The sequence below is a fragment of the Krasilnikovia sp. MM14-A1004 genome, assembly GCF_047159485.1.
In the GTDB taxonomy this organism is placed as follows: Bacteria; Actinomycetota; Actinomycetes; order Mycobacteriales; family Micromonosporaceae; genus Actinoplanes.
Genome location: NZ_AP038773.1, coordinates 1,239,719 through 1,255,716 on the forward strand (window position 1 = coordinate 1,239,719; position 15,998 = coordinate 1,255,716).

Below are 15,998 nucleotides of genomic sequence, written 5' to 3' on the forward strand. Positions count from 1 at the left end.
AACTCCCGGACGATACGCACACTTGAGGGATAGAGGAGGCATTCACCGGATGCGCAGGCCACTGATCGGACTGACCGCGTACGCGCAGCAGGTCCAGTACGGCGACAACGATCTGCTGGCCGGGATGCTTCCGATGACCTACGTACGAGCGGTGCACGCCTCCGGTGGCCGGGCCGTGTTGATCACCCCCGACGACCCCGACGAGGACGTGCTGGAGTCCCTCGACGGGCTCGTGCTCTCCGGTGGCGGCGACGTCGACCCCGCGTACTGGGGTGCGAAACGGCACCCCGCGACCGAGATCGACGCGGTCCGCGACCGCGCCGAGCTGCTGCTCACCAGGGCCGCGCTGGAGCAGGACCTGCCGATCCTCGGCATCTGCCGGGGCATGCAGGTGATGGCGGTCGCCGGGGGCGGCAGTCTGCACCAGCACCTGCCCGACCTGATCGGTGACGACCGGCACCGGGCAGCCGCGGGCACCGACCCGCTGTCGGCGGACGCGTCCGCGTTCGGGCGCCACGACGTGGTCGTCCAGCCCGGCTCGCGGGCGCACGCAGAACTGGGCGGGCGCCTCACCGTGAACTCCTTCCACCACCAGGCCGTGGACGACCCGGGCTCGTTCACCGCGGTCGGCTGGTGCCCCGACGACCGGGTCGTCGAGATCATCGAGGACCCGGCGCGCAGTTTCGCCCTGGGTGTGCAGTGGCATCCCGAGCGCACCACCGACCTGCGGGTGTTCGCGGCGCTGGTGGCCGCGGCCGCCGAGCGCTCCGGTCTCGCCGCCCCGCCTCGTCGCCTCGCCGCCTGATCCCGCTCCCGCCACCCCGCTGCCTGCCGCCTGGCGTGGGGGAACCTCGCTGGGTGCCGCTTCCCGGCGGGTTGGTGACGGAGGGCGGCGATAGGCTGTCGGCATGACCGTTCGGGCTCCTCTGCAACCGGGAAAGCTGTCGCCCTGGCGGGCCGTGCCCCAGGGCATCGCCCGCCCCGAGTACGTGGGCAAGAAGCGCCCGACGCCGTGGCACGGCTCCCACGTGCAGACAGCGGAGACGATCGAGAAGATGCGGGTCGCCGGGCGGCTGGCCGCCCAGGCCACCCAGCTCGCGGGCGAGCACTGCAAGCCCGGCGTGACCACCGACGAGATCGACAAGGTGGTGCACGAGTTCCTCTGCGATCACGGCGCCTACCCGTCGACGCTGGGCTACAAGGGTTTCCCCAAGTCGTGCTGCACCTCGCTGAACGAGGTGATCTGCCACGGCATCCCGGACACCACCGTGCTGGAGGACGGCGACATCATCAACGTCGACGTCACCGCCTTCCTCAACGGCGTGCACGGCGACACCGACGCGACGTTCTGCGTGGGCGACGTCACCGAGGACGTGCGGCTGCTGGTCGAGCGCACCCACGAGGCCATGATGCGCGGCATCCGGGCGGTCGCCCCCGGCCGCCCGATCAACGCCATCGGCCGCGTCATCGAGGCGTACGCCCGCCGTTTCGGCTACGGCGTGGTACGCGACTTCACCGGCCACGGCATCGGTGAGGCGTTCCACTCGGGGCTGTACGTGCCGCACTACGACAACCCCAGCCTGGACACCGTGATGGAACCGGGCATGACCTTCACCATCGAGCCGATGATCACCCTCGGCACCCACGACTACGAGATGTGGCGCGACGGCTGGACCGTCGTCACGAAGGATCGCAAGTGGACCGCCCAGTTCGAGCACACCCTCGTGGTGACCGAGGACGGCCACGAGATCCTCACCCTGCCGTGACGGACTCAGCGGCCGTGCTCCGGGAGCACCACCACGCCGACGTCTCCGGCGGCTGGCTGCGCGCCGCCACGTTCGGCGCCATGGACGGCCTGGTCACCAACATCGCGCTGATTGCCGGGGTGGGCGGCGGCGGGGTGGACCGGCACACGCTGATCCTCACCGGCGTCGCGGGCCTGGTCGCCGGCGCGATCTCGATGGGGCTCGGCGAGTACACCAGCGTCCGTACCCAGAACGACCAGGTCGCCGCGGAACTGCGCAAGGAGCTGCACGAGCTGCGGGTCAACCCGGAGGGCGAAGCCCAGGAGCTGATCCGTACGTGGACCGCGCGCGGCCTGCCGGAACCGTTGGCCCGCCAGGTTGCCGACGTGCTGAAGGCCAACCCGGAGCAGGCGTTGCGGGTGCACGCCCAGGAGGAACTGGGCGTCGTCCCGGACGAGCTGCCCAGCCCGTGGACCGCGGCGATCTCGTCGTTCCTGTGCTTCTGCGTGGGCGCGGTGGTGCCGCTGCTGACGTACCTGCTCGGCTTCGACAGCCTGGCGGCGGCGCTGACCGTGGGCGGGGCGGGGCTGTTCGTCGCGGGCGCGGTGGTGTCCCGGTTCACCAGCACCCCGTGGTGGCGCAGCGGGCTGCGGCAACTGCTGCTGGGCGCGGCGGCGGCCGGCGCGACGTACGTGATCGGCGCCCTGATCGGCGTCGGCGTGTCCTGACCGTCGTCACTCGAACAGGGCGGCGAGGCTGCCGTCCACCGGGCGGCCGCGGGCGGTGAGCTCCTCGGCCTGCGACTTCAGCACCGCGCTCAGTTCGGTCATGTCCGCGCCCGCCAGCCCCGTCCGGCGTACCGCGTCGGCGCGGTTGCGGAAGTAGGTGCGGCTCAGCAGCCCCGCCACCAGCGCGGCGTGCAGCCGGGCCTCGGCCATCAGCAGCAGGGCGGCGTCGGTCTCGTACCACTGCGCGAGGTGGACCGCGCGGGCGTGCGCCGCCGACGCGCGGCACCAGTTACGCCGGGCCAGGCCGCTGAACTCGGCGGGGCGGGTCTCGGCCAGCCGGCTCAGGTGCGCGTCGCGCTGCGCCGCGAACCAGCCGTGCGGGTCGTGCAGCGCGCGGCTGGTGACGTACCGGTCGGCCACCAGCGGCCAGTCCGCGCTCAGCTCCCGAGCCTGTCGCAGACCCTCGTCGGCGGTGACCACGGTGAGGTCGACCAGGATGCCGTCCACGCGGCGCAGCGCGGGCCGCGGCCCGGCACCGGACCGGTACGTGACGACCACCAGGTTGACGTCGCTGGCGTCGCTGTCGTCGCCGTGCGCCAGCGAGCCGTGCACCCCGATCGCCCGCACCTCGGCGGACCAGCGTCGCGCGATCACGTCACGCAGGCGGGTGGCCAGGTGCCCGCGCGGGTTGGCGGCATCCCACTCGTCCTGCGGCACGGCGCCATTCTCGCCGCGATGACCCGCTCAGGGAAGGTCCATCGGGCGCAGGGCCCGGCTTCCCGCCGAGAAGATCAGCGGCCCGTCCGGGAGCTGCGGGAAGTGCCCGGCGGGCGTGGCCGGGCGAGGCGGGTGAAGGACCTGCTCAGGGGCGGCCGGGGAACGGCAGCGTGACCGGTGTGACGTCGGCGTGGCGGCGCCAGCGGGTGGCGCGTACCGCGGCGTCGGTCAGCGCGCTCAGCGCCGTGGACCGCTCGTCGGCCGCGGTCACTCCCAGTACGGGTCGCCACGCCTGCGCGACGCCGTCCTCCACATGGATGGCCAGTTTGAGGGCGCTGTCCCGGTCGCTCACGGGGAACGGCAGCGCGTACCCGGCGGGGGCGGCGGAGGGGCTCGCCCGGGCCGAGGCCAGTCGGCTCACCAGCGCGTCCCGGCGGTCCCGGTGCGCCGCCTCGGCCGCCCGTGCGTCGGCCAGCTCACGGTCGTCGGTGAGGTGCACCCCGATCGTCCCGTACGCATAGATCGCCGCCTCCTCGGCGGCCAGCGCGCCGGCCAGTTGCTCATTCACGCGTCGCACCCTAGCCCGGTCAGCGCAGCGCCTCGGCGTGGGCGGCCCGGCACGCGGCGATCGATCCGACCAGCGCGGCCCGGTCGGCGCTGGTCTCGCGGCACGCCGCCGCGGCGGTGCGCTGGGCCTGCTGCTCGGCCCTGCGCAGCGCGTCGAGCGTGGGCGCCGCGCCGGCGTCCGCCGACGCCGACGGCGCGGCGGACGCCGGCGCGGCGCCGATGACGGGAGCCAGCGCGGCCGCGTGCGCCCGGTGGTCCGCGGCCAGCGGCGCGAGCCTTTTCCCGAGGGCCGGCTGGGTGAGCGCGGCCCGGTCGTAGCCGGCCGCCAGCCGCAGAGCCTCGTCCAGTACGGGCTGCAGCGGGTCGGGCCGGGCCGGCTCGGGGTCGTCACCGAACAGGCCGCAGCCGGCCGGCGCACCCACGGCCAGGGCGGCACCGGCGGTCACGCCCAGCAACCGGCGCCGGGTGTATCCCGGTCCCGCATCCCCCGCCGTCCTGCCCACCGGGCAAGTGAACACCATCGGGTCCATGCGGCCGGGTGCGGGCCAGGTGCGAGCCGGGGACCTCGCATGATGTCGATTCGGTGCGGCGCCGGGTAACCGACACCATCGGCGCGTTACGCTCTGCGCAAGCCGCCGGGAATCTGCCCGGCGGATAGTGGTGTTTGCGGATTGCGGTGTCGAGGCGGACCTTTCGCCCACACCCCCAAGGTTGAGCAGAGAGGTGGGTCCTCCGATGACCCAGCGTGGCCGTGCCGGCGCCCGGCCCGGCACCCGTCGCTCCGGCGCGCGCGGTCGCGACACGGCCGAGCCCCGTCCCGCCGCCCCGCGCGTCGACCTGGCCGCCGCCCGGGCCCGGGTCCGCGCGGTGATCGAGCCCGTCGTCGCCGCGGCCGGCTACGACCTGGAGGACGTGAACGTGTCGCGGGCCGGCCGCCGCCATGTGCTGCGGGTGCTGGTCGACGCGGACGGCGGGATCGCCCTGGACGACGTCGCCGTGGTCTCGCGGGAGATCTCCGCGGCGCTCGACGCGGCCGACGAGGCCGAGGGCGAGGTGCTGGCGGGGGAGTACCAGCTGGAGGTCAGCTCGCCCGGCGTGGACCGGCCGCTCACCGCCCCCCGCCACTGGCGGCGCAACATGGGACGGCTGGTGACCGTCACGGTCGCCGGCCGCGCGGTGACCGGGCGGATCAGCGCGGCCGACGACGCCGGTGTCGTGCTGGACGTCGACGGTGAGCCCCGCGAGCTGGCGTACGACCAGCTCGGTCCGGGGCGGGTGCAGATCGAGTTCAAGCGGATGGCCGAGGCCGAATTCGAGGACGCGGACGACGACGTCCTCGACTCCGACGACGATGACGACGACGAGGATGGGGAGAGCGATCAGAGGTGAACATCGACCTCGCGGCGCTGCGCGCCCTGGAGCGCGAGCGGGAGATCCCGTTCGACACGATCCTCGCGGCGATCGAGACCGCGCTGCTGACGGCGTACCGCCACACCGAAGGGGCGGAGAGCCACGCCCGGGTCGAGATCGACCGCAAGACAGGAGTGGCCTCCGTACTGGCCCAGGAGCTGGACGCGGACGGCAACATCGTGCGCGAGTGGGACGACACTCCGCACGACTTCGGCCGCATCGCGGCCATGACCGCCAAGCAGGTGATCCTGCAGCGGCTGCGGGAGGCGACCGACGAGCAGCACTTCGGTGAGTACGCGGGCCGCGACGGCGACCTGGTCACCGGCGTGGTGCAGGCCGACGCGGCGCGCGCCGAGAAGGGCATCGTCATCGTCGACCTGGGCAAGCTGGAGGCGGTACTGCCCCAGTCCGAGCAGGTCCCCGGCGAGCGGTACGAGCACGGCGCCCGGATCCGCTGCGTGGTGGTGCACGTCGCGAAGGGTTTCCGGGGTCCCCAGATCACCCTGTCGCGCTCCCATCCGGCGCTGGTGAAGAAGCTCTTCGGGCTGGAGGTGCCGGAGATCGGCGACGGCACCGTGGAGATCGCGGCGATCGCCCGTGAGGCAGGTCACCGTACGAAGATCGCGGTGCGCTCGACGGTGGCCGGCGTGAACGCCAAGGGCGCCTGCATCGGGCCCATGGGCCAGCGGGTCCGGGCCGTGATGAGCGAGCTGCACGGCGAGAAGATCGACATCATCGACTGGTCGGAGGACCCGGCGCAGTTCGTCGGCAACGCCCTCTCCCCGGCCAAGGCGCTGCGGGTCGAGGTGGTGGACGCCGCGACCCGGACGGCCCGGGTGACCGTGCCGGACTTCCAGCTGTCGCTGGCGATCGGGCGCGAGGGGCAGAATGCCCGGCTGGCGGCCCGGTTGACCGGATGGCGCATCGACATCCGTCCGGACAACGAGACCGCGGCGGTCTCGGAGCGCGATGCCGCAGAGACGGGTGGCTGACCGGTCAACCGCACCGGCGGCCCGCGGGGTAGACTTTTTCGTGGTTCGACGTGCTGCCCCGAATCTCAGGGGCGCTTCACCGGTGCGCACCTGCATCGGATGTCGCAAACGTGCGCCGGCCTCCCAACTACTGCGGTTCGTCGCGGTCGGGACGGGAGCCGATCTCCGGCTTCTCCCCGATCCGGCGCGCAGACTGCCGGGTCGGGGAGCACATGTGCATCCTGATCCGGCCTGCTTCGCGTTGGCGGAGCGGCGTCGCGCCTTCGGGCGGGCGTTGCGACTGACAGGTGTCCCGGACACCGGTCCGCTCGCGGAGCATGTCCGTGCGGCTTCCGTGCCGCCCGGAGCCACCGATGGTGGGGCGTTGGGTCCCACCCGGATTTCGCAAGGTAGGACGACCGACATGAGCACACGATGAAGTCCCTGAAATGACCAGGCTTCTAGTGCACGAGTGAGGTCGCTGCGGGCGTGCCCGCACGACCTCAAGAGTTGAGGAGTGCAGTGGCAGGTAAGGCCCGCGTACACGAGCTCGCGAAGGAGCTCGGGGTCGACAGCAAGACCGTTCTCGCCAAGCTCAAGGAGATGGGCGAGTTCGTCAAGTCCGCATCCAGCACGGTCGAGGCCCCCGTGGCCCGGCGGCTCCGTGGTGCCCTCGTCGCCTCGCAGGGTGGCAATGGTGCTCCGGCGGCCCCCGCGGCGGCGCCCAGCGCCCCGGCCGAGGCACGGACTCCGACAAGCGCGCGGCCGACGCCGCCGCGCCGGCCCGCCGCCCCGGCGGCGCCCGGTGCACCGACGTCGCCCGCGCCGACCCCCGGCTCCATCGCGCGACCCAAGCCGCCGGCCGGGCGGCCGGGACCCACGCCGGGTCCCGCGGCGAAGCCGGCCAGCGCGCACGACATCGAGGTGGCGGCCGCGGAAGCCCGCGCGTCGGCCCTCAAGGCGGAGCAGGAGGCCGCGGTCCGTGCGGCCCAGGCCGCCCGTACCCGTGACGCCGAGCGCCGGGCGCAGCAGCCCCCGGCCGAGGGCGGCACCCGCCCGCGGCCCCCGGGTCCGGGCACGGTTCCGCCGCGTCCCGGTTCGCCAGCCGCCGGACGCCCGGCCGCGCCGGGCACGCCGGCCCCGGGCCGTCCCGGCCCGGGCGGCTCGCCGCGCCCGCCGGCGCGCGGGCCGGGTAACAACCCGTTCGGTGTCTCGGGTGGCGGTTCGGCCCGCCCGACCCCGGCGGCCATGCCCCGGCCCAACCAGCCCGGCATGCCGCCGCGGCCCAGCCCGGCGTCGATGCCGCCGCGGCCCAGCCCCGCGTCCATGCCCGCGCAGCGCCCCGGTCGTCCCGGCGGCGGTGCTCCCGGCCGTCCCGGTGGTCCCGGTGCCGGTCGTGGTGGTCCGGGCGGCGGTGGCGGTGGCTTCCGCGGCGGTCCCGGTGGTGGCGGCGGTGGCGGTGGCTTCCGCGGCGGCCCCGGTGGCGGCGGCGGTGCCGGTGGCGGCGGTTACCGTGGCGGCCCCGGTGGTGGCGGCGGTGGCGGTGGCTACCGTGGCGGCCCCGGTGGCGGCGGTGGCGGTGCTCCGGCGGGTGCCGGTGCTCCCGGCCGTCCCGGTGGTGGCGGTCGCGGTCGTGGCGGCGGCGCGGCGGGTGCCTTCGGGCGTCCCGGCGGTCGGCCGACCCGCGGTCGCAAGTCGAAGAAGCAGCGGCGTCAAGAGTTCGACAACCTGTCGGCTCCGGCCATGTCCTCGGGCGCGCCCCGGGGCAACGGCCAGGTCGTCCGGCTGTCGCGCGGCGCGTCGCTCTCCGACTTCGCTGACAAGATCAACGCCAACCCGGGCTCGCTCGTCCAGGAGATGTTCAACCTCGGCGAGATGGTCACGGCGACCCAGTCCTGCTCGGACGACACGCTGCTGCTGCTCGGCGAGCACCTGGGCTTCGACGTGCAGATCGTCAGCCCGGAGGACGAGGACCGCGAGCTGCTGGCGCAGTTCAACATCGACCTCGACGCCGAGATCGCCGAGGACCGCCTGGTCACCCGGCCGCCGGTCGTGACCGTCATGGGTCACGTCGACCACGGTAAGACCAAGCTGCTCGACGCGATCCGCAAGACCAACGTGGTCGCGGGCGAGGCGGGTGGCATCACCCAGCAGATCGGCGCGTACCAGGTCGCGGTCGAGCACAACGACGAAGAGCGGGCGATCACCTTCATCGACACCCCGGGTCACGAGGCGTTCACCGCCATGCGTGCCCGTGGTGCCCAGGTGACCGACATCGTGATCCTCGTGGTCGCCGCCGACGACGGCGTCATGCCCCAGACGGTGGAGGCGTTGAACCACGCCAAGGCCGCCGAGGTGCCGATCGTGGTCGCGGTGAACAAGGTCGACAAGCCGGACGCCAACCCGGAGAAGGTGCGTCAGCAGCTGGCCGACTACGGCCTGCTGGCCGAGGAGTACGGCGGCGAGACCATGTTCGTGAACGTGGCCGCCAAGCCGGGCATCGGCATCGACGAGCTGCTCGAGGCGGTCCTGCTGACCGCGGACGCGTCGCTGGAGCTGACCGCTCCGATCGACGGGCCCGCGCAGGGTGTCGTGGTCGAGTCGCACCTCGACAAGGGCCGCGGCGCCGTGGCCACCGTCCTGGTGCAGAAGGGCACGCTGCGGGCCGGCGACTCGATCGTGGCGGGCGGCGCGCACGGCCGCGTCCGCGCCATGCTCGACGAGAACGGCAAGCAGGTCGCCGTGGCGGCCCCGGCACGGCCGGTGCTGGTGCTGGGTCTGACCTCGGTGCCGGGCGCGGGGGATACGTTCCTCGCGGCGGAGGACGACCGTACGGTGCGGCAGATCGCCGAGCAGCGGCAGGCACGCCGCCGCGCGGCGAGCTTCGCCAACTCGCGCGGCCGGGCCACCCTCGAGACGCTCATGGAGCAGCTCAAGGAGGGCGAGAAGACCTCGCTCACCCTGGTCATCAAGGGCGACAGCTCGGGTTCGGTCGAGGCGCTGGAAGACGCGCTGTTCAAGATCGAGATTCCGGACGAGATCCAGCTCAAGGTCATCCACCGCGGCGTCGGTGCGATCACCGAGAGCGACGTCAACCTGGCGTCGGCCTCGTCGGAGCAGACCGCCACGATCATCGGCTTCAACGTCCGGGCCTCCAACAAGGTCAAGGAGATGGCCGACCGCGCCGGCGTGGAGATCCGCTACTACAGCGTGATCTACCAGGCCATCGAGGAGATCGAGGCGGCGCTCAAGGGCCTGCTCAAGCCGGAGTACGAGGAGGTCGAGCTGGGCACCGCGGAGATCCGCGAGGTGTTCCGCTCGTCCAAGATCGGTCTCATCGCCGGCTGTATGGTCCGGTCCGGTCTCATCCGCCGCAACGCCAAGGCGCGCATCCTGCGCGAGGGTGTCGTGGTGGCGGACAACGTCACGATCAGCTCGCTCAAGCGGTTCAAGGACGACGCCACCGAGGTCCGCGAGGGCTTCGAGTGTGGTCTGACCCTGTCCGGCTTCGGCACCCCGCAGATCGGCGACGTGATCGAGACCTTCGAGATGCGCGAGAAGCCGCGGGCGTAACCGCCCTCGGCAGGACACGAGACGGCCCCCGGCGCTGCGGCGCCGGGGGCCGCCGTCTTTACTACCTGCATGTCCCGGTACGCCATGCTGCTCGCCCCGTCCGCCAACCGCGTCTACGCCGCCCAGGCCGGGCGCATGTCCCGGGCGGAACTGCAGGCGTTCGCGCCGGTGCTGTCCGGCCCGCTCGGTGACGTGGCGCAGACCCGGCTCGGCGGCGTGGACTACCTCACCTTCGCCGCCGACCTGTCCGCGCGCGACGTCGCGTACCTGTCCAATCTGTCGGCCGCGTACGCCCTGTTCGAGTGGACCCCGGACGACCTGCTGCGGCCGGTGGAGCTGACCCCCCTCGACCGGTACGACAGTGACCTCATCACGATCCCCAAGTACGCCGGGAAGACCAACGAGCAGTTCACCAAGCTGCTGCTCAACCTGACCCTGCTGGCGTCCGCCGCGGCCACCCGGATGCTGGACGACAGGCTCACGGTCGGCGACCCGGTGTGCGGCCGCGGCACCACCCTCAACCAGGCCCTGATGTACGGCTACGACGCGATCGGCGTCGAGCTGGACGGCAAGGACGTGGAGGCGTACAAGGCGTTCCTGCAGACCTGGCTCAAGCACAAGCGGCTCAAGCACACCGCCGAGCTGGTGCCGGTACGGCGGCAGGGCCGGCGCGCCGCCCGGCGGCTGGAGGTGACGCTGGCCGCCAGCAGGGACGACCACAAGGCCGGTGCGGTGCAGAAGGTCACCGTGCTGCACGCCGACACCACCGAGCTGGGCGGGCTGCTGCGCGCCGGGTGCGCCGATGTGCTCGTCGCCGACCTGCCGTACGGGATCGCGCACGGCAGCTGGTCCGAGGAGGGCGGGCTGTCCCGGCGACCGCTGGAGCTGCTGGAGCGGGCCGTGCCGCAGTGGCTGCCGCTGCTGCGCTCCGGCGGCGCGCTCGGCCTGTCCTGGAACACCAAGGTCGCCAAGCGGGAACTCGCCGAGGACATCCTGCTGGCCAACGGTCTGCAGATCGTCGAGTACGGGGAACTGGCGCACCGGGTCGACCAGGGGATCGAACGCGACGTGGTGGTCGCCCGGCGGCCGGGCTGAAACCTGGCTGACGAGGACGTGGCAGGGCCGTACCCTCGTCGGTCGTGTATACCGAGACCGCGCTCTTCGATCTGCTGCTGCCCGGCGACTCGCGGTCGCTGAAGCAGAAGCGTTCCTACGTCCGTCCGATCATCGCGATGTTGCGCCGCTTCGAGGTGAGCGTGGCCGAGGTCGGCTCCCTCGACCTGACCGGGCGCGCCCAGATCGGGGTGGCCGTGGTGGCCGCCGACCCGGCGCACGCCCGTACGGTCATCGACACCTGCGAGAACCAGGTCGCGGGCCGTCCAGAGATCGAGCTGCTGTCGGTGCGCCGCCGCCTGCACGGCGACGAGGACTGAGGCGCCGGACCCCGGCCCGGCGACGGGCATCGGGGTGCCGATCGGGTGTCCGGCGACGGCCGTGTAGCGCCGCCGCCCCGGGCGCGGCGGGGACCGGTGGGTGTCCCGCGGAGGGCTCGGTGGTGGCCTGTGACATGTCGGACCGGGAGGGCGTTCGGGCGGTGCGGCGCGTGGGTAGGCTTCACGCGTTGGGGCGGGAGGCGCACGACGCCTTCGGGGGAGCCTCCCGCAGGGCACGGATGTCGGAGGTGGGTGTCATGTCGGACCCGGCCAAGACGCGTCGGCACGCGGAGCGCGTGCGGGAGCTGGTGGCATCGTTGGTGCGCGAGATCAAGGACCCCCGGATCGGCATGGTCACGATCACGGACGCGCGCATCACGGGTGACCTGCGCGACGCCACGGTCTACTACACCGTGCTCGGCGACTCGGCCGCCGAGGCGGGCACCGCCGCCGCCCTGGAGAGCGCCAAGGGCATGCTGCGCAGCCGCGTCGGCCACGCCCTCGGCCTGCGCCACTCGCCCAGCCTCACCTTCGTGCTGGACAACGTGCTGGACCACGCCAAGGAGATCGACGACCTGCTGGCCGCGGCCCGGCACCAGGACGCCGAGGTGCAGCGGCTGGCCGCCGGCAAGCAGTACGCGGGCGACCCGGACCCCTACAAGACCGACGAGGACGACGAGGAGCGGGTCGGCGCCCGCGAGGACATGTAGTGGTCGACGTCGCCCCCTCGTTGCCCCACATGCGTACCCCCCACGGCCCCGCCGACGCCGACTTCACGGCCGCCGTCGCGGCGATCCACCGGCACGCGCCGGCGGGCCGGGTGCTGCTGGTGTGTCACGTCAACCCCGACGGCGACGCCCTCGGCAGCATGCTGGGCTTCGGACTCGGGCTGCGGCGGATGGGCGTACCGGCCCTGCAGGCCACGTTTCCGGGCGACTTCGAGGTGCCGGAGCCGTTCACGGCGTTGCCGGGGCTGGATCTGCTGGTGCCCGGGGAGCAGGCGTACCCGGAGCCCGATCTGGTGATCGTCTTCGATGTGGCCGCGGTGTCCCGGCTCGGGGCGCTGGCGGACCGGCTGCCCCGCGCCCGCGCGACGATCGTGCTGGATCACCACGCGTCGAACACCGGCTTCGGCGGCGTCAATCTCGTCGACGCGGGCGCCGCCGCCACCTCGGTCGTGGCCGAGCAGTTGCTGGCCCGGCTCGGCGTGCCGCTCGACGCCGAGATCGCCGAGTGCCTGTACGTGGCGCTGGCCACGGACACCGGCTCGTTCCGGTTCGACATGACGACGCCGCGCGTGCACGAGATGGCGGCCCGGCTCATCGCCACGGGCATCCGTCCCGGCGAGATCTCCCGCCGGATCTTCGACACTCGCCCGTTCGGCGCCACGAAACTCTTCGCCGAGGTGCTGGGCCGGGCCGAGCTGGATCCGGCGGCGGCCGCGGGGCACGGCATGGTGTGGACGTACGCCACGCTGGAGGACCTGCGGCGGTACGGGCAGCGCCCGTACGTGATGGACGCCCTCATCGATCCGGTGCGCTGCGTGGCCGAGGCCGACGTGGCGGTCCTGGTCAAGCAGACCGGTGAGGGTGAGTGGGCGGTGTCGCTGCGCAGCAAGGGCGCGGTCGACGTGAGCGCGGTCGCGGTGACCTTCGGCGGCGGCGGGCACCGCCTGGCCGCCGGTTTCACCGGGCACGGGGCGCCGGGCGACGTGGTCGTCGCCGTCCGCGAACGCCTCGACCAGCACCTGATCTGAGCGCTCCGGCGGTTGTTGTCGCCCCCAGGGTCGGGGCGCCCGGTCAGGCGGACCGGGACGCCCGGCCGGCGAAGCGACGCGGGCCGGGTCGAGCGCCGCGACGAAGTCTGCGATTCCACCAGTCGGGACCGGCCTTAGCGCTGCGGGACAGCGGCCGACTTCTTGAGGCATGAGTGCCACCCGTACTCGGATATCCCGAGATTCAGGACGGCACGAGCGAAGAGTGGGATTGAACGATAGTTTGAGTTAACGGTGATTTGGTTTTGTGTCGTCCGGGACCACCGCCCGCCGCAAAGCCTCGAGCCTCCCGGGTCCACCGACCCGGGCCGCGTCACTCGCCAGACGTCCGGTGACCCCGGACCGGTCGCGTGACGCCCCGCTCGATTTGCCCGTGGGCGCAGTGGCGCCCGACCTGTGGAAGGACCACGACCATGGCTGCCAAGCCGAAGAACGAAACCGCCGAAGAAGCCCGCGAAGCCGCACGCCGTGCGCTGCAGACGTCGATGGACACGCGGCAGTAGGTAAGCACCGCCGAGGTTTGCTCTCCTTACGGTTGGGCGGGCATCATGGTTACCCATGAGCCCGCCCGCCCAGCCCTCCCCGCCCGCTGACACGGCCCAGCCGCCCGCTGACACGGCCGAGGCCGCCGCGCCGGCGGCGGAGCGGGCCGGGATGGCGCGCATCGCCGCGCTGGCCCTGCCCGCGCTGGTCGTCCTCGCCGCCGAGCCGCTGTACGTCCTGGTCGACACGGCCGTCGTCGGCCACCTGGGACGGGTTCCGCTGGCCGCGGTCGCCGTCGGCGGCACGATCATGTCCGTCGGGGTCTGGTTCGGCACCCTGATGGCGTACGGCACGACCGGGCGCGCCGCTCGCCGGTTCGGCGCCGGAGACCGGCCCGCCGCGATCGCCGAGGGAGTCCAGGCATCCTGGCTGGCGCTGCTCACCGGGGTGCTGCTGGCGGCGCTGATCCAGGTGATCGCCGCACCGCTGACCCGCGCGCTGGCCGCCGACCCCACGACCGCCGACGCCGCCGCGGGCTGGCTGCGCATCGCGGTCCTCGGCGCGCCGGGGCTGCTGCTGGCCGCCGCGGGCAACGGCTGGATGCGCGGTGTCCAGGACACCCGCCGCCCGCTGTACTTCGTACTGGGGGCGAACCTGCTCTCCGCCGTGCTGTGCCCCCTGCTGGTGTACCCGGCCGGGCTCGGGCTGACCGGCTCGGCGATCGCCAACGTGGTCGCGCAGAGCGTGTCCGGCGGGCTCTTCCTCTGGGCCGTGATCCGCGAGCGGACGGCGCTGCGGCCCCGGATCCGGATCATCGCGGGACAACTGGTGGCGGGCCGCGACCTGCTGATCCGTGGTGGCGCGTTCCAGGCGTGCTGGCTGTCGGCGACCGCGGTGGCCGCCCGGTTCGGGGTGGCCGCGGTGGGTGCCCACCAGATCGCGTTGCAGCTGTGGTTCTTCGCCGCGCTGGCGCTGGACGCGGTGGCCATTGCCGCGCAGTCGCTGGTCGGCGCCGCGCTGGGCGGGGGAGACGCGGCCGCGGCCCGGGACGTGGCCCGCCGGGTCACCGTCGTCGGCCTGGTCGCCGGCACGGTCTTCGCCGTCGTCGCGGCGGCCGGGGCGGGCGTGGTGCCCGGCTTCTTCACCGACGACCCGGCCGTGCATGCGCAGGCGGCGATCGTCTGGCCCTGGTTCGTCGGGCTGCTGCCCTGTGCGGGCATCGTGTTCGCCCTCGACGGAGTCCTCATCGGCGCGGGGGACGTGGCGTTCATGCGGACCATGACCCTGATCGCGGCCGCGTTCGGATTCCTGCCGGCGATCTGGCTGGCGTACGCCCTCGACCTGGGTCTCGGCGGGGTCTGGGCCGGGCTCGCGCTGTTCATGCTGGTGCGCCTCGGGCTGATCCTGCACCGCTGGCGCAGCGCGCGGTGGGCGGTCCTCGGCGCCACCCGGTGACGCTCGCCTGCCGGACGCGAGCGGGCGGGCTGCCGCGCGGGCTTCCCCGGGCGCCGGGGGGCCGGAGGGCGCGCGGGGGCGGCCGACGGAGGTCTGGCAGGGTGGTCGGGTGCAGACGGACGGGCTGATCGTGGTCGACAAGCCGGGCGGGATGACCTCGCATGACGTGGTCGCGCGGATCCGGCGCTTCGCGAAGACCCGCCGGGTCGGTCACGGTGGCACGCTCGACCCGATGGCGACCGGGGTACTGGTGATCGGCGTGAACCGCGCGACCCGGCTGCTCACGTATGTGATCGGGTCCGAGAAGCGGTACTCGGCGACCATCCGGCTGGGCGAGAGCACGCTGACCGACGACGCGGAGGGCGAGGTCACCGCCCGGGCGACCACGGCCGCGATCGAGGACGCGGCGATCCGGTCCGGGCTGGCCGCGCAGACCGGCGAGATCGACCAGGTGCCGAGCGCGGTCAGCGCTATCAAGATCAATGGGGAGCGGGCCTACAAGCGGGTCCGCGACGGTGAGCAGGTCGAGCTGCCCGCCCGCAGGATCACGGTGCACCGCCTCGACGTGCTGGACATCCGGCGGCCCGTGGGCGCGGACGTGATCGACGTGGACGTGGACGTCGCCTGCTCGTCGGGCACCTACATCCGGGCCATCGCCCGCGACCTGGGCGTGTCCCTCGGAGTCGGCGGGCACCTGACCGCCCTGCGGCGTACCGCGGTGGGCGGGTTCACGCTGGCTGAGGCGGCGACGCTGGAGCAGCTGGAACAGCGCGCGCCGGACGTGGTGGGGCTGCCCGTGGCCGAGGCGGCTCGGCGGGCGTTTCCGCAGCGTACGGCGTCCGAGGAGGAGGCGCGGGTGCTCAGCCACGGCGGGCCGCTGACGGCGGTCGGCATCGCCGGCCCGTACGCGGTCTTCGACCCGGCCGGCGCCGTCCTGGCGATCGTCAGCGAGCGCGACGGCCGGGCGAAGCCCGAGATCGTGCTGTCCCCGGCCTGAGCCCGCCCCGCCGATCCGGACGTGGCCGGCGAAACAGCCCGGCCGGGGCGGCGACCGATACGCTTACGCCCGGACGGACCGCGGACGCGGCCGGGCGGGTAGACGACGCGGCCGCGAAGGCCGGGACGCGGCCGGGAGGCCATGG

General features: G+C 73.4%; 16 protein-coding genes. 13 read left to right on the forward strand and 3 right to left on the reverse strand.

The genetic code is table 11. The features are described 5' to 3' along the window. Nucleotides 1-49: 49 nt before the first annotated feature. The 3 genes from ACMCNN_RS05800 (at nt 50) to ACMCNN_RS05810 (ending at nt 2,473) form a co-directional block, all read left to right on the forward strand. Complete coding sequence (locus ACMCNN_RS05800; RefSeq protein ID WP_412745132.1) at nt 50-805, forward strand: gamma-glutamyl-gamma-aminobutyrate hydrolase family protein; 756 nt, start codon at nt 50-52, stop codon at nt 803-805. 103 nt (nt 806-908) lie between these two features. After that, entirely contained in the window at nt 909-1,766 is an 858-nt protein-coding gene (map, locus tag ACMCNN_RS05805; RefSeq protein WP_412745133.1) for a type I methionyl aminopeptidase, read from the forward strand. Beyond that, entirely contained in the window at nt 1,763-2,473 is a 711-nt protein-coding gene (locus ACMCNN_RS05810; protein ID WP_412745134.1) for a VIT1/CCC1 transporter family protein, read from the forward strand. Before map ends, ACMCNN_RS05810 begins: the two co-directional genes overlap by 4 nt. Before the next feature lie 6 nt (nt 2,474-2,479). On the opposite strand, the gene ACMCNN_RS05815 is transcribed toward ACMCNN_RS05810, so the two are convergent. From ACMCNN_RS05815 to ACMCNN_RS05825, 3 genes are all read right to left on the reverse strand, one after another. Further along, on the reverse strand, nt 2,480-3,190 hold the full coding sequence (locus ACMCNN_RS05815; RefSeq protein ID WP_412745135.1) for a nucleotidyltransferase domain-containing protein: 711 nt from the start codon (nt 3,188-3,190) through the stop codon (nt 2,480-2,482). Nucleotides 3,191-3,335: 145 nt separating this feature from the next. Continuing rightward, the gene (locus tag ACMCNN_RS05820; protein ID WP_412745136.1) at nt 3,336-3,758 is read right to left on the reverse strand and encodes a ferritin-like domain-containing protein; all 423 of its coding nucleotides are present in this window, start codon (nt 3,756-3,758) and stop codon (nt 3,336-3,338) included. A 19-nt stretch (nt 3,759-3,777) separates the two neighbouring features. Next, nucleotides 3,778-4,260, reverse strand: a complete 483-nt coding sequence (locus ACMCNN_RS05825; RefSeq protein WP_412745137.1) for a hypothetical protein — start codon at nt 4,258-4,260, stop codon at nt 3,778-3,780. 232 nt (nt 4,261-4,492) lie between these two features. Here ACMCNN_RS05825 and rimP point away from each other — a divergent pair, with 232 nt between their 5' ends. The 10 genes from rimP to truB all read left to right on the forward strand — a co-directional run bounded on the left by rimP (nt 4,493) and on the right by truB (nt 15,853). Next, entirely contained in the window at nt 4,493-5,146 is a 654-nt protein-coding gene (gene rimP / locus ACMCNN_RS05830; protein WP_412745138.1) for a ribosome maturation factor RimP, read from the forward strand. Then, the gene (gene nusA, locus ACMCNN_RS05835) at nt 5,143-6,159 is read left to right on the forward strand and encodes a transcription termination factor NusA (protein ID WP_412745139.1); all 1,017 of its coding nucleotides are present in this window, start codon (nt 5,143-5,145) and stop codon (nt 6,157-6,159) included. The genes rimP and nusA overlap by 4 nt, the downstream gene beginning before the upstream one ends. Beyond that, nucleotides 6,137-6,577, forward strand: coding sequence for a YlxR family protein (locus tag ACMCNN_RS05840; protein ID WP_412745140.1), 441 nt, complete (start codon nt 6,137-6,139; stop codon nt 6,575-6,577). Before nusA ends, ACMCNN_RS05840 begins: the two co-directional genes overlap by 23 nt. A gap of 83 nt (nt 6,578-6,660) precedes the next feature. Then, a complete protein-coding gene (gene infB / locus ACMCNN_RS05845; RefSeq protein ID WP_412745141.1) occupies nt 6,661-9,711 on the forward strand; it encodes a translation initiation factor IF-2 in 3,051 nt (1,016 codons plus the stop codon). A gap of 69 nt (nt 9,712-9,780) precedes the next feature. Continuing rightward, entirely contained in the window at nt 9,781-10,806 is a 1,026-nt protein-coding gene (locus tag ACMCNN_RS05850; protein ID WP_412745142.1) for a TRM11 family SAM-dependent methyltransferase, read from the forward strand. A 44-nt stretch (nt 10,807-10,850) separates the two neighbouring features. Beyond that, nucleotides 10,851-11,144, forward strand: coding sequence for a DUF503 domain-containing protein (locus tag ACMCNN_RS05855; protein ID WP_412745143.1), 294 nt, complete (start codon nt 10,851-10,853; stop codon nt 11,142-11,144). Nucleotides 11,145-11,401: 257 nt separating this feature from the next. Beyond that, nucleotides 11,402-11,854 (forward strand): 30S ribosome-binding factor RbfA, encoded by a 453-nt coding sequence (gene rbfA / locus ACMCNN_RS05860; RefSeq protein WP_412745144.1) that lies wholly within the window; start codon nt 11,402-11,404, stop codon nt 11,852-11,854. Between the two features lie 29 nt (nt 11,855-11,883). Next, a complete protein-coding gene (locus ACMCNN_RS05865; protein WP_412747072.1) occupies nt 11,884-12,900 on the forward strand; it encodes a DHH family phosphoesterase in 1,017 nt (338 codons plus the stop codon). Nucleotides 12,901-13,572: 672 nt separating this feature from the next. After that, nucleotides 13,573-14,856, forward strand: a complete 1,284-nt coding sequence (locus ACMCNN_RS05870; protein ID WP_412747073.1) for an MATE family efflux transporter — start codon at nt 13,573-13,575, stop codon at nt 14,854-14,856. A gap of 109 nt (nt 14,857-14,965) precedes the next feature. After that, entirely contained in the window at nt 14,966-15,853 is an 888-nt protein-coding gene (gene truB, locus ACMCNN_RS05875) for a tRNA pseudouridine(55) synthase TruB (RefSeq protein WP_412745145.1), read from the forward strand. The last annotated feature ends 145 nt before the right edge of the window (nt 15,854-15,998 follow it).

Coding starts and splice junctions, on each gene's coding strand:
- ACMCNN_RS05800 (WP_412745132.1), top strand. CDS start 50: ATGCGCAGGCCACTGATCGGACTGACCGCGTACGCGCAGCAGGTCCAG.
- map (WP_412745133.1), top strand. CDS start 909: ATGACCGTTCGGGCTCCTCTGCAACCGGGAAAGCTGTCGCCCTGGCGG.
- rimP (WP_412745138.1), top strand. CDS start 4,493: ATGACCCAGCGTGGCCGTGCCGGCGCCCGGCCCGGCACCCGTCGCTCC.
- ACMCNN_RS05840 (WP_412745140.1), top strand. CDS start 6,137: ATGCCGCAGAGACGGGTGGCTGACCGGTCAACCGCACCGGCGGCCCGC.
- ACMCNN_RS05850 (WP_412745142.1), top strand. CDS start 9,781: ATGTCCCGGTACGCCATGCTGCTCGCCCCGTCCGCCAACCGCGTCTAC.
- rbfA (WP_412745144.1), top strand. CDS start 11,402: ATGTCGGACCCGGCCAAGACGCGTCGGCACGCGGAGCGCGTGCGGGAG.
- ACMCNN_RS05865 (WP_412747072.1), top strand. CDS start 11,884: ATGCGTACCCCCCACGGCCCCGCCGACGCCGACTTCACGGCCGCCGTC.
- ACMCNN_RS05870 (WP_412747073.1), top strand. CDS start 13,573: ATGGCGCGCATCGCCGCGCTGGCCCTGCCCGCGCTGGTCGTCCTCGCC.